Consider the following 15229-nt stretch of genomic DNA (forward strand, 5'->3'; position numbering starts at 1 on the left):
GTGAAGCCCTGGAAACCGGGGAACCCGCTGAACGCGCCGACGTTCTCGGCCTCCTCGGTCACCTCGAAGGCGACCGGATGCCAGCGGTCGGCCCGGGCGTCGTGGAACTCGAACCGGATGTGTTCCGGCCGCAGGGCCCGCCGGCGGTCGGTGAGGACGAGGACGGGGTGGATGCCGGCGCAGGGCGCGGCCGTGGTGTTGGTGAGGTCGAGTTTCCAGTCCTGGAGCGGGCCGCCGGCCGGGTAGGCGGCGGGGCCGCCGTGCAGTCGTGACACGAGCGGGAAGCCGACTCCCGCGACCGCGCCGCAGTCGGGAGCGGCCGGCGCCGGGACGGCGGGCGCGCCGGGGAGGACGGGGGCTTCGAGGAGGGCCGGGGCGGTGGACGCGCCGGGGAGGACGGGGGCGGCGGGTGGCGCCGGGGCCGGGTCCGGACGTGCGGCGGCGAGCCCCGGGGACAGGGGCAGCGCGAGGGTCAGGGCCAGGGCGACGAGGGGGGCCTTGAGCCCGGCGGTACGGGGCCGGGCGGGGGTTCCGGGGCGGGGGCCGGGGCGCGGAAGGGCTCGGGCGTTGCGCAGTCTCGGGGGTGCGGGTGCCATGGGACGGGCGCCTTTGCTGCTCGGCGGACGTACGGGTCGGCCGCGACGCTGCCAGGCGCGCCGGGGCGGTCCGGGGAGCGACACCGTGCGACACCCCCGGACGGCCCGCCGAGTCCGCTCGATCAGCCTATTGTCCGAAGATCGGACCGAGAATGAGCCAGGCCGCACCCTCCGCCACGGCCCGGGGGCCGGCCGCCACCGCGACCGGGGCCGGGAGCCCCAGACCGGCGAGCACCGCCCGCACCCCGTCCGCGAACACCTCGGGCGCCGCGAGGACCACGCGCCCGCCCAGCAGCACCTGGTCGATGTCCAGGAGCCGTACGAGGTTGGCCGCGCCCGTACCCAGGATCCGGGCGGCCTCCCCCAGGTCGCCGCGCGCCACCGCCGCCAGACACAGGACCTCCAGGCACCCCCGGCCCCCACAGCCGCACGGGGGCCCGTCGAGCTGGACGGTCTGGTGGCCCAGCTCACCGGCCCCGGTGCGGTCCCCGCGCAGGGGGGCGCCACCGAGGACGAGCCCGGCACCGAGCCCCGTACCGAGGTGCACGTACGCGAAGGAACCGGGGGCGGCGGGCCGCAGGGCGAGGCCGAGCGCGGCGGCGTTGGTGTCCTTGTCGAGGACGACGGGCAGTCCGAGCCGCCGGGCCAGTTCGTCCCGTACCGGATGCCCGTCCCATGCCGGGAACCCGGTCACGCGCCCCGGCACCCCGGCCCGGTGGTCCAGCGGCCCGGGCATCGCGACCCCGACCCCGACCACGGCCCCCGGAGCCCCGCCGGCCTCCGCGCCGTCCGTGTCCGCTGCCCGGTCCAGCAGGGCGCGCACCTCCGACTCCACGGCGCCGAGGACCGGCCCGGCACCCGACCCGAGGTCCAGGGGGCGGCGGCGCTCGGCCACGGTGGCGCCGGTGAGGTCGGCCAGGAGGACGGTCAGCTCGTCGCGGTCGAGGTGGACGCCGACGGCGTACCCGGCGGAGGGCACGAGCCGCAGGACGGTCCGGGGCTTGCCGCCGGTCGAGGCGCGCCGGCCGGCCTCCGCCACGAGTCCCTCCGCCCGCAGCCGGGCGGTGATCTTGCTGACGGCCTGCGGGGTGAGGCCGGTCCGGTCGGCCAGTTCCAGGCGGCTGATGCCCGGTTCGCCCGCCGTTCGGAGCAGGTCGAGGACGAGCGCCGCGTTGTGGCTGCGCAGCGCGGGCAGGTTGGCTCCGGCCGGGCCGAGATCCTTCTTCACGCGCCCATTGTCGCCCGTGCTTGCAGTTTGGCAACAGCGTTGCTTAAGTGGAGGGCATGACTGGTACAGGCACTGGCACGGGCCCCGGGAGCGAGCACTCCCCGCACGGTCCCCGCCCTCTCCGCGTCGGCCTCGTCGGCTACGGCCTCGCGGGCTCCGTCTTCCACGCGCCGCTGATCGCCGCCTCCGCGGACCTCGATCTCGTCGCCGTCACCACCGGCGATCCGGAGCGCGCCGCCGCCGCCCGCGCCGCCCACCCCGGCGTCCGGGTGGCGGCCCGCCCCGAGGAGCTGTGGGAGGAGGGCGCCGACCCGCTGGACCTGATCGTGGTCGCCTCCCCCAACAAGACCCACGTCCCCCTCGCCGAGGCCGCCCTCAAGGCCGGGCTTCCCGTCGTCGTGGACAAGCCGCTCGCCGCCACCGCCGCCGAGGCGCGCGGCCTCGCCGCCCTCGCCGACGAGCGCGGCCTGCTCCTCTCCGTCTTCCAGAACCGCCGCTGGGACAGCGACTTCCGCACCCTGCGGGCGCTCCTGGACGAGGACGCCCTCGGCGAGGTCCAGCGCTTCGAGTCCCGGTTCGAGCGCTGGCGCCCGCAGCCGAAGGGCGGCTGGCGCGAGTCCGGCGCCCCGGAGGAGGTCGGCGGGCTCCTGTACGACCTCGGCAGCCACGTCGTGGACCAGGCCCTCGCCCTCTTCGGCCCGGCCGTCACCGTCTACGCCGAGTCGGACGTACGCCGCCCGGGCGCCGAGGCCGACGACGACACCTTCATCGCCGTCACCCACGCGAACGGCGTCCGCTCCCACCTGTACGTGAGCGCCACCACCGCCCAGCTCGGCCCCCGCTTCCGGGTCCTCGGCAGCGAGGCGGGCTTCGTGAAGTACGGGCTCGACCCCCAGGAGGCCGCCCTCCGCGAGGGGCTGCGGCCCGGCCCCGACGCGCCGGACTGGGGAGCCGAGCCCGAGGAGCTGTGGGGCCGGCTCGGCGCCGGCGAGTCCCCGCTGACCGGCGGCGGCGCCCCGGTCGAGTCGCTGCCCGGCGACTACCCGGCGTACTACGCGGCCGTCGCCGCCGCCCTGCGCGGCACCGGCCCCAACCCGGTCACCGCGCACGAGGCCGCCGCCGCGCTCGACGTCCTGGAGGCGGCACGGCGCTCCGCCCACGAGCGCGTGACGGTGACCCTGTGAGCGCCCCCGGGTTCCCGGACGTGGCGGCCCTGGAGGCCCAGGAGGCACGCCTGGTCCTTCCCCGGTTCACGTACGAGGACGCCTGGGCGCTCGGCAGCCTGCTCGTCGGGCTGGCCCGGGAGCGGCGGGCACCCGTGGCCGTCGACATCCGGCGCGGGCCGCAGCAGCTGTTCCACTGCGCGCTGCCGGGGTCGAGCGCCGACAACGACGCCTGGATCGACCGGAAGCGGCGGGTGGTCGAGCGGTACGGCCACAGCTCCTTCCTGGTCGGTGCCCGTTTCCGTGCCAAGGGGACGACGTTCGAGCAGTCCTCGCGCCTCGACCCCGACCGGTACGCCGCGCACGGCGGTTCGTTCCCGGTCGCGGTCGAGGGCGCGGGCGTGATCGGCTCGGTCACGGTCTCGGGACTGCCGCAGGCCGAGGACCACGCCCTGGTCGTCGAGGCGCTGGAACGGTTCCTCAGCTCGTACGGAGACGCCGGCGCCGACGGCTGACGGCGACGAGCACGCCACCGGTGAGGGCCAGGCCCAGGGCGGTGGCACCCATGACGACCTCGCCCGCTCCGGCACCGGTGTCGGGCAGTTCGCCGTCCGGGCGGTGGCCCCCGCCGCCGGTGGAACCTCCGTGGCCGCCGGTGTCACCTCCGGTGCCGCCGCCGGTGGAGCCCCCGCCGGTCGTGCCGCCGCCGGTCGGATCGGTCGGACTCGGGGGCGGGGTCGGATGTGTCGGACTCGGGGTCGGCTCGGTCGGCGTGGGGACGTCCGGCGTGGGGTCCGTCGGGGTCGGCTCGGTCGGCGTGGGGACGTCCGGCGTGGGGTCCGTCGGAGTGGGTTCGGTCGGCGTGGGGACGTCCGGCGTCGGGGTCGTCGGAGTCGGCTCGGTCGGCGTGGGGACGTCCGGCGTCGGGGTCGTCGTCGTGGGGGTGGGGGTCGGGACCGGCTTCTCGCACGAGGGCAGGTCGCCGTTGAACGGATAGGCGTGCAGCTCCTGTCCGCCGCCGCGCCCGGGCTCCGAGGCGTGCGTGAGGTCCCCGGTGGTGAAGAAGCGGCCGTTCATGCCGGGCATGGTCACGGTCGTGGCACTGGCCTGGTCGCCGATGAGCACGCTGCCCGCGAACTGGGCCGTGCCCTCGAACGTCACCTTCGTCGCGTCCGGGAAGTTCCACAGCACGCGTTCACGCAGGCCGTACGGCAGCCCGCCGATGAACGAGTCGACGGTCCGGTCCGCGCCGAGCACGTTGACCAGCACCGTCGCCCCGGCCGGGATCCGGTCGAACCGGATGCCCTGCTGACCGCCGCGCGCCGACTCCAGGTCGAAGTCGACGGTGAAGACCTGGAGCGCCGAAGTGCCGTCACCGGTGAAGAGGGTCTCGTAGTCGTTGTTGACGGCGGTGCCGGTGGCCGGGCGGGAGCGGCCGTCGACGTACGCGTAGCACCGGCTGGCCGCGGTGAGCCGGTCCCGCAGGTCGGTGTACGGTCCGGCGGCGGTCGCGTCCTGGACCGGGGCCGGCGCGACGGTGCCCGCGAGGGTGCCCCCGTACCGTACGACGCCGTGGACCGCGCCCTCCTCGGCGAGCAGCCGCTGCCCGCCGGCCACCGTGAGGTTCCTGCCGACGGTGAGGAAGTCGCCGCCGTCGTCGGGCGGGACGCGGGAGCCGACGCCGGCGACGCCGACGTTGTAGACGGCGGACGCGCCGGCCCGCTTCCTCTGGTCGAAGTCGCCGAGGACGACGACCTTCCCCTCGGCCTCCGCCGCCGCCTCGCGCACGCGGAAGTCGCCGCCGACGAAGACGTTGATGTTGTTGTCGCGGTGGTCGATCCGGCCGTTGTTGACGTCGGGGTACGCGGAGGGGCAGTGGCCCGGCTTGCACGGCCCGAGCCCGCCCGGCAGCGGATCGGCCGCCCCGGGGGCGGCGAGGGTTCCGACGAGGGCGGCGGCCCCGGCCACGGCGAGGGCGGCGGAGACGGTCGTACGGCGGAGGGCCCGCCGCCCTCCCCGTACGGTCTTCGTTCTATCCATACATCGCAATATGCAGAAGAAAGGACAAAACGAACGGAGCCTCGCGTGAGGTGCGCACCGATTCCGCGCGCCGGTCGGCGAGCCGTCCGGCCGTACGGGCGAACGCCCGGCCGGCGGAGGACGCACGGTCGCGTCCAGCCGCCGCACCCGGGACCCTCAGGCGCTCTTGAGCTCCTGGCGCTGGCGGCCGAGGCCGTCGACCTCCAGCTCCACCACATCGCCCGGCCGCAGGTACGGCTTGGGCTCCGGCTGCCCCATGGCGACGCCCGCCGGCGTACCGGTGTTGATGACGTCGCCGGGGTGGAGGGTCATGAACCGGCTCACGTACCGGACCACTTCCGCCACCGGGAAGATCTGGTCGGAGGTATGGCCGTCCTGCTTGAGCTCGCCGTTGACCCACAGGCGCAGCCCGAGCGCCTGCGGGTCGGGCACCTCGTCGGCGGTCACGAGCCAGGGGCCGAGCGGGTTGAAGGTCTCACAGTTCTTGCCCTTGTCCCAGGTGCCGCCGCGCTCGATCTGGAACTCGCGCTCGGAGACGTCGTGGGCGACCGCGTATCCGGCGATGTGCGCGAGGGCCTGCTCGTCGGTCTCCAGGTAGCGGGCGGTGCGGCCGATGACGATCGCCAGCTCGACCTCCCAGTCGGTCTTGAGGGAGCCGCGCGGGACGAGGACCGTGTCGTCCGGGCCGACGACGGTGTCGGCGGCCTTGAGGAAGACGACCGGCTCGGCCGGAGTGGCCTGGCCGGTCTCGGCGGCGTGCCCGTGGTAGTTCAGCCCGATGCACACGACCTTGCCGATCCGGCCGACCGGCGGGCCGATCCGCAGGCCGGTCGCGTCGAGCGCGGGCAGCACTCCGGCGCCGGCGGCGGCCCGTATCCGGTCGAGCGCGGAGGCGTCCGCGAGCAGACTGCCGTCGATGTCGTCGACGAGGGCGGACAGGTCGCGGAGGGTTCCCTCCCGGTCGAGCAGGGCGGGACGCTCGGCCCCCGCCGGGCCGACACGCAGCAGCTTCATGGTCTTCTCCTTGTGGTCGAGGTGGGCCCGGGAGGCGGGCCCCGAGGTGCCCCGGCCGATGGAGTGCGGCCATCGGAGGATTGGCCGATCCTCCAAGAGAACGGGTCACTCGGCAAGACCCCGTTCACACCCTGGACCCTTACGCGCGAGTAGCCGGGCCGTCCGGGGCCGGTGTGGGGCGGGAGCCGGAGCCACTTTCCGCGCGGAAGAGGAAGGCCCGTTCCGCGACGGTCCAGGCGGTGCTGGTGAGGACGTAGAGGGCGGCGGCGAGCGGGACGACGGCGACCGTGACGAGCGTGGCGAAGGAGAGCAGCGGCATCACCTTGGCGACGGTGTCGGCGCCGGGCGTGGGCTGCCCCAGGTCGAGCGGCTGCTCGGCGAGCTGCCGCTTCGTGCGGCGGTAGTTGACGACGGCGACGGCGGCGGTGACCGCGAGGACGGCGAGGTGGACCCGCCCGGCCGGGCCGAAGGGACCACCGTGGGCGAGGGCGTCGGTCCAGCTGTCGCCGAGCGGGGCGGCGAGGAGGGTGTGCCCGGCCATCCGGTCCCCGGCGAACAGGTGGTACATGAGGAGGAAGGCGGGCGCCTGGAACAGGCTCGGCAGGATGCCGGCGAAGGGCGACACCTTCTCCTTCGCGTGCAGCTCCATGACCGCCTTCTTCAGGCGCTCCGGGTTCTTGGCGTACCGCTTGCGGAGGGCGGCGAGCTGCGGGGCGATCCGGGTGCGGGCCTGCTGGCCGCGGGCGGCGGCGCGGGAGAGCGGGTGGACGGCGAGCCGCACGAGCGCGGTGAGGAGGACGATCGCGGCGGCGGTGGCGGTGGAGGCGAAGAGGGGCTGGAGCAGCTCGGCGAGCCGCTGGACGAGGGTGGCGAAGACATCGAGGAACGCGGACATGGAGAAGCCCTCCGTGGGATCTCGTCGTGCCGGGCGAGGAGCGGTTCTCGGCATGACGGTTCCGCGTGAGCCCCTGCGGGGGCCGGGGAGGACCTCGGGATCGCGAGATCACCGGATCATGGAGTTTCCGGATGCACCAGGGCTTTCCGGTGTCCGGACGGCCCCTGCGGCGGGCTCCCTACGCGGCCGTCGGGAGGGGACGGCCGGGAGCCCGGGGTCTGCGCCGGCCCGCGGCGTCGGGATCACGCTGGGGCAGGAAGGCGGTGCGGCGCGCGCGGTCGCGCAGGACGGTACGGATCCGGGTCGGCGGTACGGCGGGAGCCGTACGGGCCCCGGTGAGCGCGCAGAGGACGGCGGTCGCTGCGAGGGCGACGGCGGTGGAGAGCGCGGCCCCGTCGGAGAGGAGCAGCTCGGCGAGGGCGAGGAGACAGAACAGCGGCGCGGCGACGCGCAGGAGCGCACTCCCCGCCATGTCCCCCACCCCCTGGTCGTCCCGCGGGCCGGCTCGCGTGGCCCTCTGCCTCTGTGGACGCGCGACGGCGGCCGGAAGTTCCCACGGGAGCGCGCCCTCCCCGCCCGCCGGACGCCCCATCCGCGGGGGCGCCAACTCTCGCGGCCCGTACAGCAGTACGGTGGTGGGCATGCGCCCCGACACGCCTGCAGCCCACATCACCGAAGCCGAGCGCCTGCTGCGCGTAGCCACGCAGTACCCCGGCGACCGCGAGCCCCTGCTGCTCCAGGCCGCGGCCCACCTGGAGCTGGCGGGCGACCGCCCGCGCGCGTCGACGCTCTACGACTCCCTCCTCACCGGCACGCCCGCGCAGCCGCACCTGATCAGGGCGCTGAAGGCGGCGAACCTGTGGGAGTACGGCCACGAGGCGGAGGCCCGCGCGATCATCGACGGCCTGCGCCGGGAGAAGCCCTCGGACGCGGCGCCGTGGGAGATCGCGGCGGAGACGCTGGAGGCCCACGACGAGCTGGAGGCGGCGCAGGCCACGCTCACGGAGGCGGCCGGCCTCCTCGCTGCCGGCCCCGCCGCGGAGGACCTCCCGCACGCCACCCGGTCCCTGCTCACCACCCGCCACCGCGTGCGCCGCATGCTGGCCCTCCCCCACGACGGCTGGGACGACGTGGCGGACCGCCTCCACACGGCCGAGGTCCCGCTGGACGAGCTGCACGACCCGAAGCGCCTGTGGTCGCTCGGCTCCTCGGACCCGGCCGAGCTGCAGGCCGAGATCACCCGCCTCCGCTCGGAGCTGGGCACCTACCGCACGGCCCTCTCCCGCCCCTTCCCGGTCGCCGTCCTCCACTGGCCGGAGCCCGAACTCGACGAGCTCCTCGCGGCCTACCCGGAACTGGAGGCCGAGTACCCGACGTACCGCGCCCACCTCACCGACATCGAGGCCTCCCTCCGCGAACTCGCCCAGGCCGGCACCCCGAACCTCGGCATCGTCCCGGCGACCGTCCCCTCCTACGAGGCCTTCGCCGCCTCCGAGGCCTCCTCCCCCGCCAACGCCGACCTCCTCCCCCAGTACGCCACCACCCTGGCCGCCCGCGGCCGCGCCACCCCCTGGCCCCCGCCCCGCGGCGCGGCCTGCTGGTGCGGGTCGGCGGAGACGTACGGGAAGTGCCACGGGGCGGAGTAGCCGGAGGTCTGGGGGTCCCGTCGGGGGCCTAGGAGCGCCGGGTCATGATGAAGGTGCCCGCCCGCTCCCATTCCTGTGGAACGTCATGACTTCCGACGCCGCCCCGCGCCCGCTGCCCCTGCCAGACAGCCCCGAACTGGTCAGCCTGATCTCCGAGGCGGAGACCCGGGCGGTCTACCGGGTGCTGTATGAGGCGGGGGAAACCCCGCTCACGATGGCAGAGGTCAGGGAACGCGTGGCCGTGCTGACCGGGAAGGCGAACCTGCAGCTGGACCGGCGCCTGCGTTCCCTGCGGACCTACTTCCGGGTCCCCGCGGAACGGAACCCGGGCCGGCCTCAGAGGTTCACGTACGCCTTGCGGGGGTGGCAGCCCGACGCGGACCAGCGGACGGCACGGAAGTCCATAAGAGCCTCCGACCGCGCGCTGACGTTCCACACCTACGGCAACCGCTGCGCGGCCTGCGGGCGGACGCCTAAGGACGACCACGTGAAGCTGGTCATCGACCACAAGGTTCCGCTGGAACTCGGGGGCACGAACGACCCGGAGAACCTCCAGCCCCTCTGCGAAGAGGACAACCACGCCAAACAGGCCCTGTTCGCCGATCACGAAGAGAACAGCGAGGCGCTGCGGAACTCCCTCGGCCTGCCCGATGTACACCTCAGGATTGGCGAACTGCTCAAGGCAATGGCGGGGCAGGACGTTCCGAGAGAGCTGATCGCACTCGTGGCCAGGGAAGAGAACCACGGCGATCCGACGAAACGGCTGCGCGAACTGCGGGCCCTGGGATGGAAGATCCGGAACTCCAAGCGCAAAGAGGGACCCCGCTCGCTCTCGTTCTACCGGCTGGAGCGATCGGAGCCCTGGCCTCCCGGAGGCCCCAAATCCGCGATCGCCGCGCTGGAGCGGGCCCGCAAGCGTGCCCGCCGCATGAAAGTGGAAGAAGCAGAGCGGTCTGCAGGCACGGCGGAAGAGGGCGTGTGAACGGTTCTGAGGTCTGGGTACCGCCGGAGGGCTCATGGGCGTCGTCCGCGGCACGGCGCCGGAACATGCAGGCGATCCGCAGCAGGGATACCGGCCCGGAGCAGCGGATCCGCCGGCTCGTCCACGCTCAAGGGCTCCGGTACCGGGTGGCGGCCAAGCCGTTGCCCAATCTCCGCAGAACGGCCGACATGGTCTTCCGGCCGGTGAAGGTGGCCGTCTTCATCGACGGCTGCTACTGGCACGGCTGCCCCGAGCACTACGTGCCACCCAAGACGAATCCCGGCTACTGGTCGGAAAAGGTCGCGGGCAACATGGCCCGCGACCGTGACACCGACCAGCGCCTCAGGGAGGCGGGGTGGCTCGTCCTGCGCTTCTGGGAGCACGAGGAGTCAGACGCCTGCGCCCTCACGATCGTTACTGCGGTCCGTGGCCGGAGAAAGGACGAAGAGGGTTCCGTCGGACTGTGACCCGGCCTCCCCCGGCTTCTCCGCCCCGGGCCGGGTATCTGCTGCGGCCGGCCCGGCCTCACGCCCCACTGGCGTCTCGCCCCGTTCCTTCGCGGCCCGCAGCAGGTTGGCGATCTCCTCGCCGACCGCGTGTGCCACGGGCGGGGGAAACGCGTTCCCGACCTGCCGGTACCGGGCCGTCTTGCCGCCGGCGAACTCCCACTCCTCCGGGAATCCCTGGATGATCGCGGCCTGGCCCACGGTGAGCATGGGGCCGTCCGGCCCGAAGAGGTCGCGGTCGGCGGTGTTCTTTTCCTTGCATACATCGGGGTCGTTGGCCACCCCCAGACCCGAGACACCGAGCGCCCGCCAGGCAGCCTTGGCCCGGCTGGGCCCGAGGTCCGCGCCACCGTGCTTCCTGGAACCACCGACGAGAGTGGGCGCGATGCCGCTGCTGCCGTCGATCCTCAGGTCCGCCCGGTTTTTCGCGGCGGCGTGCCATGCGGTGTAAGCGTCCTTCGCTTCCTTGGCCCGGTCCCCCTCAAAAAACGGCGCATACCGCTCCTCCATGGACTTCTCGAGCGCATCCAGGACCGTGACTTTCCGCTCGACCGTATTGGGACGGGGCATAGAAAACTTCCGGCCAACAAGGACATCCTTGCGGAAGGCAACCAGAATGGCGCGGGGCCGAAGCTGCGGAACGCCGAAGTTACTCGCCTCCAGAACTTCCCAGTCTACGACCTCGTACCCTGCCCCGTCCCCTTCGCCGCCCGCCCGCAGAAGTTCCGACTTAATCCACGTGCGGTATTCGGCGAACTTCGCGTCCATGATTCCGCGCACGTTCTCAATCATCACGGCCTTAGGCTGAAGATCGCGCACCAGCTTCAGCATAGCCGGGAAAAGATCCCGTTCATCGTCCTTGCCCAGCTGCTTTCCAGCATGGGAGAAGGGGGGGCAGGGAACTCCTCCGGCAAGAAGGTCGAGCCTCCTCGGCTCCAGGGGGCCGCCCTCCCACTTCTTGAGGTCAGAAAATGGGTTGAACTCCTTCACGTCACCGCTGATGACGTCACAGTTCTTTCTCTCCCACTCCCAACCGCTGCGCTCGGCGATGTTCCTTCTGAGAGTCATTACTGCGTGAGGGTCAATCTCAACGAGTCCGACATGCCGGAAACCAGCGCGATGAAGGCCGATCGCCTGGCCCCCCGCTCCCGCGCAAATCTCGATGGAGATCAAGGGCTCTCCGCTCGGGCTCATCGACGCCTCCTGTGGTACTGACTGCAGACACGCAAGTGTCGCATCTGTCAGTGACAGCGGGAGACTCACGACTCAGGCCAGGAGAGACCGGTCTCACGGCCGGCCCTCCAGACGCCTTCTCCCCTGAGGTCTGATGCGCCAGGCTTGCACCCCGTGGCTGGGTCACAGCGCCGGGTCCCGCGCCCCCTGGCCCGCCTCAGACAGGCAGCGGAACCCTGGAGGTATCTGTGAGGCGCCACACAGACTTCACGCGCCGCACGTCCCTCTTCCCACACACACTGGCCGGGACCCTCGCCGCATCCGCCGGAGAGCCCCCGCCGCGACGCCGGTGTCACCGTCTCGCCGGCACTCCCATGTGGCTCAGCAGGGCAGCCATGTCGCCCGGCGCCAGGCCGGCGGCCACCGCGGGCTCCTCTTCCAGATCCGCGAGCTGCTGGACCGAGGGGTCGTCAAGAATACGCCCCATGAATTCCAGCTTCTGCTCCAGGCGCGTCATCACCACTTCATCAATGGTGTTGCGGGAAACGAGGACGGTCGCACGGGTTTCGGTGTCCGGAGAGAGGCCCAGGCGGTGAATCCGGTCCATGCTCTGCAGGAACCGGCCGGCCATGAAATCACGGTCCACGTACACGGCGTCGTGACACACCTGGTGCAGGCTGATTCCCTCACCCAGAGTGGCGGGGTTGGAGATCAGGACCATACAGTCCGGGTCTTCGCGGAACCGGCGGATCTGTTCCTCCCTGTCGGGGGTTCCGCCGTAGACGACCGCCGGGCCGAATTTCGCCAGGAGCTTCTCCAGTGTTGCAAGGCTCCGGACAAAAGTCGTCCAGACGAGCGTCTTCCGCCCCTTCTCCGCGTTCTCGGCGACGATGAGCGCAGCTTCCTGGTACTTCGGAGACAGTTCGTGGTCCGGGAGATTCTGCATGAGGGAGTACAGAGAGCTTCCCTGCTGCACCTGCAGGGGCGGCAGCTGGTAGGCGAGCGGGTCGTACCTGTTCGCCCCCTCGGTGAGCAGCGCGGGGCACACCGCGGCCATCAGCAGCCGCAGAGCCGTCCTGCCCAGGGCGCTCAGATCCTCGCGGGCGGCACCGCTCGCCTCCCCACCGACAAGGGCTGTGTAGATCTCCTCGTGCAGGGGCGGCATGTCGACGAAGCGCGTGTGGAGAGACATCGGCGGGAGGCCGAGTTCCTGCTTGGTAGTCCGGGTGAACAGCGGCCGCAGGACGGTGCTGGCGTGGGCCAGGTCGCCGCCCGCGACGGCCTGGGTGACGGTCCGCTGGCCGTGGCCGGGCCACACGAAGCCGAGCAGGTTCTCCAGGTCCTTGGCACCGTTGGGCGCCGGAGTACCGGTGAGGATCAGCCGGCGCCGGGCGAGGGGGCCGAGCGCCATACAGGCCGCGCCGTACGTGCCGCGTGCGCCGAGCTTCATGCGGTGCGCCTCATCCAGGATGATCATGGCGGGGCCGGCCTTCAGCCAGGCGGCCAGCGTCGGGAGGGCTCGGTCCAGACGCTCATAGTTCACGATCAGCACCTCGGCCCACTGGTCGTACGACCGGCCGAGGATGTCCGTCCGCAGCGCGTGGCGGAAGCAGACGGCGCTCTCGTACTGCCACGACTCGTAGGCCGACTTCGGGCAGACGATGAGCAGGCGGCTGACCTTTCCCTGTGCCTTCTGGCTGCCGTACACGGCCAGGCCCACGCGTGTCTTGCCGGCGCCGGGAACGCTGAAGTTGGCACCGTGCTGCAGTGACAGCAGCTTGGCGACATCGCGGAGCTGGAAGTCACTGAGGTCGGCTTTCCACTCCTCGCCCAAGAGGAAGGGAACGTCGTCGGGGGAGACCTCGCCCGTGTGCTCGTGGGCGTCCAGGCGCTGCTTGACCGCCTGGGCGTCCTGGAGGACTCCCACGACCAGGTCCTGGAGCTCCGGCGCCCACTCGACTCCGGAGGCATCCGGCCAGGTGGAGAGCGCGCCGAGCCCAGCCAGCAGGTCGTTGAGTTCTACGGAGGCGGCCAGGGGGCCGAGCTGGCCGCCCGAACGGAACCGGGCAGCCAGCTGGACAAGGTCTTCCTGGTGGTTCTCCGTCGTCCGGAGAACCACCTTGGTACGCGTGTCATCGAAATCGAGACGCAGAGACGCCCCAGTGGTGGCCGTGCTCATCCGGACGTCTCCAGGGCGACGGCCTCGATCAGCCAGGCCACACCGTCACCAGGAGTGGTGGTGCCCCGGCCCGCCTGCTGGGCGAGCTTGCGCAGGCTTTCGCGGAGCTTCAGAACGGCCTCGTCGAGGGCTTCCTCATCGAGGCTGCGCGAGGCACGCGCCTGGACGAGCTCCACGACGCTCTGGTCGATGTCGGCGCAGGCGTCCGCGATGCGGGCCGGCGCCATCTGCTTGCGCTTCTTCAGCCGGGCATCACGGCCGGCGGCGTCGATCGCCTGGTCGAAGGCTTCCCGCGCCTCCTGGAAGACGTCGTGCGCCTGCTTCCTGTCCTGTTCCGAGGCCACCTCGCTGGAAGCCACGGCGACCGCCTTCGCGCGCAGCACCTTGTCGGTGAGGGCACGCGCGGCAGACACCTCCGAGGAGGCACCGGGAAGGGTCACGCCCCCCAGGCCGGGAATGGAGACGACGGCCTGCTGGCCGGCCGGCTCGCTGAAGGACGGATGCATCGTCCGCGACAGGTACCGGTCGCGGAAGCTCTCATCGATGTGCCGCACGTCCGTCTTGGCGAAGCCCATGACGATCGCGGCCATGCGGAGTTCCTTCAGCACGTCTGCCCGGTCCGGGTCGACCGCCGCCAGCTTCTCGTACGCGCGGTGCAGCTCCTTGAGCTTCTCCTGGTGGTCCTCGAAGTCAACCAGGCGCAGGCCGGCGCCATCGCCGTTCCCGCTCCGGGAGATCTGCTCACGGATCGTGCTGAGGATCCACCGCTCCTGGTGGTAGGTGGACGGCCGGATGCGGAAGTCCTTTGCGATCGCTTCAGGGGTGCGGCCCAGGCCTGCCTGCTCCTCCATGGCGAGCAGGCGGTTGATATACGAGTAGTCCCGCCGGTGGTCGCGGCGCAGCTGCAGCGCCAGCTCCACAGCGTTGATGTCGTCCCAGGTGAAGGACTCCGGCAGTACACCAACCCGCATCGTCTGCCGGCCCAGCTCGCGGAGCGCCGCCGTACGCGTGTTGCCGTTGACGAGGATGCCGTGGTGGGTGATCAGACCGGGATCGTTCTGACCGAACTGCTCCAGGCTCTCCTTGAGCTTGTCGAAGTCCGGGTCCCGCCGGTTGGGGTCGGCCGGGTCAGCCTGGAGGAGAAACTGCAGGTACTCCTGGCTGCCTCCCGACCACGGATCCGCTTCCAGGGCGGCGTCCTTGGCCGGGTTGTGGCTGCGCTGGGCCCGGATGCGGTGGGTCCCGGGGTTATAGAAAACGGAGCTGATCGGGCAGTCGATCACCTCGCAGTGCAGCGGCTGGCCGTTCCAGTCCACGGTCACGGTCTCACGGGTGCCGCCGGCGTTCCTGACGTCGTCAAGACGCCTCTTGACCATCTCACTGAACTCGGCGGCGTTCGGCGGAGGCGGGAATTCCTGCTTCATCGGCTTACTGCGTCCCCTCGTCGGCTACTTGTCCATGTCCTGCACAGCGTCCCGCACGGTGTCGCGGGCCTCCTCGGGCAGGGTGCGGTATTCGCCCCAGAGCCGCTCCAGCGGGCTGGGGTCACGGCGGTCGGCCTTCAGCCAGCCGCGGAACACATCCCGCTCCAGCGGGGTGAACCCCTCCAGGCTGCTGAGCATCCGGGACAGGTCCACCTGGCGCGCACGCCCCCCCACCCGGCACCTGTTGCACTCGGTGACGAGCTGGGTCTCCTTCGTCCCGTCCGGCAGCACGACCTGCCGCCTGGCGACATCGAGCTGGGCGTCCTGACCGCCGTCACCGAACGACTCGCCCGCACCGATACCGCAGGACCGGCAGAGAAAAC

13 protein-coding genes and 2 pseudogenes are annotated in these 15229 nt (G+C 72.1%); 5 read left to right on the plus strand and 10 right to left on the minus strand.

Annotated features, from left to right (window positions below):
• Both RIF68_RS08370 and RIF68_RS08375 read right to left on the minus strand, forming a co-directional pair.
• Nucleotides 1-596, minus strand: a pseudogene (locus tag RIF68_RS08370) (hypothetical protein); the annotation flags it as partial.
• Nucleotides 597-723: 127 nt separating this feature from the next.
• The gene (locus tag RIF68_RS08375) at nt 724-1824 is read right to left on the minus strand and encodes an ROK family transcriptional regulator (protein WP_309050505.1); all 1101 of its coding nucleotides are present in this window, start codon (nt 1822-1824) and stop codon (nt 724-726) included.
• Nucleotides 1825-1880: 56 nt separating this feature from the next.
• Here RIF68_RS08375 and RIF68_RS08380 point away from each other — a divergent pair, with 56 nt between their 5' ends.
• Together RIF68_RS08380 and RIF68_RS08385 are read left to right on the plus strand one after the other, a co-directional pair.
• Nucleotides 1881-3008 (plus strand): Gfo/Idh/MocA family oxidoreductase, encoded by a 1128-nt coding sequence (locus RIF68_RS08380; RefSeq protein WP_309050506.1) that lies wholly within the window; start codon nt 1881-1883, stop codon nt 3006-3008.
• Nucleotides 3005-3502, plus strand: a complete 498-nt coding sequence (locus RIF68_RS08385; protein ID WP_309050507.1) for a heme-degrading domain-containing protein — start codon at nt 3005-3007, stop codon at nt 3500-3502. Before RIF68_RS08380 ends, RIF68_RS08385 begins: the two co-directional genes overlap by 4 nt.
• Here RIF68_RS08385 and RIF68_RS08390 read toward each other — a convergent pair.
• From RIF68_RS08390 to RIF68_RS08405, 4 genes are all read right to left on the minus strand, one after another.
• Nucleotides 3468-5027 (minus strand): choice-of-anchor A family protein, encoded by a 1560-nt coding sequence (locus RIF68_RS08390; protein WP_309050508.1) that lies wholly within the window; start codon nt 5025-5027, stop codon nt 3468-3470. The genes RIF68_RS08385 and RIF68_RS08390 overlap by 35 nt on opposite strands.
• A gap of 156 nt (nt 5028-5183) precedes the next feature.
• Complete coding sequence (locus RIF68_RS08395; RefSeq protein ID WP_309050509.1) at nt 5184-6041, minus strand: fumarylacetoacetate hydrolase family protein; 858 nt, start codon at nt 6039-6041, stop codon at nt 5184-5186.
• A 139-nt stretch (nt 6042-6180) separates the two neighbouring features.
• Nucleotides 6181-6936 carry a membrane protein insertase YidC gene (locus RIF68_RS08400; protein ID WP_309050510.1) on the minus strand — a complete coding sequence of 252 codons (756 nt, stop codon included), beginning with the start codon at nt 6934-6936 and terminating at the stop codon, nt 6181-6183.
• Between the two features lie 178 nt (nt 6937-7114).
• Nucleotides 7115-7408, minus strand: coding sequence for a DUF6412 domain-containing protein (locus RIF68_RS08405; RefSeq protein WP_309050511.1), 294 nt, complete (start codon nt 7406-7408; stop codon nt 7115-7117).
• Nucleotides 7409-7577: 169 nt separating this feature from the next.
• On the opposite strand from RIF68_RS08405, the gene RIF68_RS08410 reads away from it, so the two are divergent.
• From RIF68_RS08410 to RIF68_RS08420, 3 genes are all read left to right on the plus strand, one after another.
• Nucleotides 7578-8582 carry an SEC-C domain-containing protein gene (locus RIF68_RS08410; RefSeq protein WP_309050512.1) on the plus strand — a complete coding sequence of 335 codons (1005 nt, stop codon included), beginning with the start codon at nt 7578-7580 and terminating at the stop codon, nt 8580-8582.
• An 85-nt stretch (nt 8583-8667) separates the two neighbouring features.
• Nucleotides 8668-9564 carry an HNH endonuclease gene (locus tag RIF68_RS08415; protein ID WP_309050513.1) on the plus strand — a complete coding sequence of 299 codons (897 nt, stop codon included), beginning with the start codon at nt 8668-8670 and terminating at the stop codon, nt 9562-9564.
• A complete protein-coding gene (locus tag RIF68_RS08420) occupies nt 9561-10031 on the plus strand; it encodes a very short patch repair endonuclease (RefSeq protein WP_309050514.1) in 471 nt (156 codons plus the stop codon). Before RIF68_RS08415 ends, RIF68_RS08420 begins: the two co-directional genes overlap by 4 nt.
• Here RIF68_RS08420 and RIF68_RS08425 read toward each other — a convergent pair.
• From RIF68_RS08425 to RIF68_RS08440, 4 genes and pseudogenes are all read right to left on the minus strand, one after another.
• The gene (locus RIF68_RS08425; RefSeq protein ID WP_309050515.1) at nt 9954-11264 is read right to left on the minus strand and encodes a DNA (cytosine-5-)-methyltransferase; all 1311 of its coding nucleotides are present in this window, start codon (nt 11262-11264) and stop codon (nt 9954-9956) included. The two genes, RIF68_RS08420 and RIF68_RS08425, sit on opposite strands and share 78 nt — an antisense overlap.
• A 331-nt stretch (nt 11265-11595) precedes the next feature.
• The gene (locus tag RIF68_RS08430; RefSeq protein ID WP_309050516.1) at nt 11596-13422 is read right to left on the minus strand and encodes a DEAD/DEAH box helicase; all 1827 of its coding nucleotides are present in this window, start codon (nt 13420-13422) and stop codon (nt 11596-11598) included.
• Entirely contained in the window at nt 13419-14846 is a 1428-nt protein-coding gene (locus RIF68_RS08435) for a hypothetical protein (RefSeq protein ID WP_309050517.1), read from the minus strand. Before RIF68_RS08435 ends, RIF68_RS08430 begins: the two co-directional genes overlap by 4 nt.
• 24 nt (nt 14847-14870) lie before the next feature.
• Nucleotides 14871-15229, minus strand: a pseudogene (locus RIF68_RS08440) (hypothetical protein); the annotation flags it as partial.

The organism is Streptomyces sp. (assembly GCF_031178505.1).
In the GTDB taxonomy this organism is placed as follows: domain Bacteria; phylum Actinomycetota; class Actinomycetes; order Streptomycetales; family Streptomycetaceae; genus Streptomyces; species Streptomyces gulbargensis.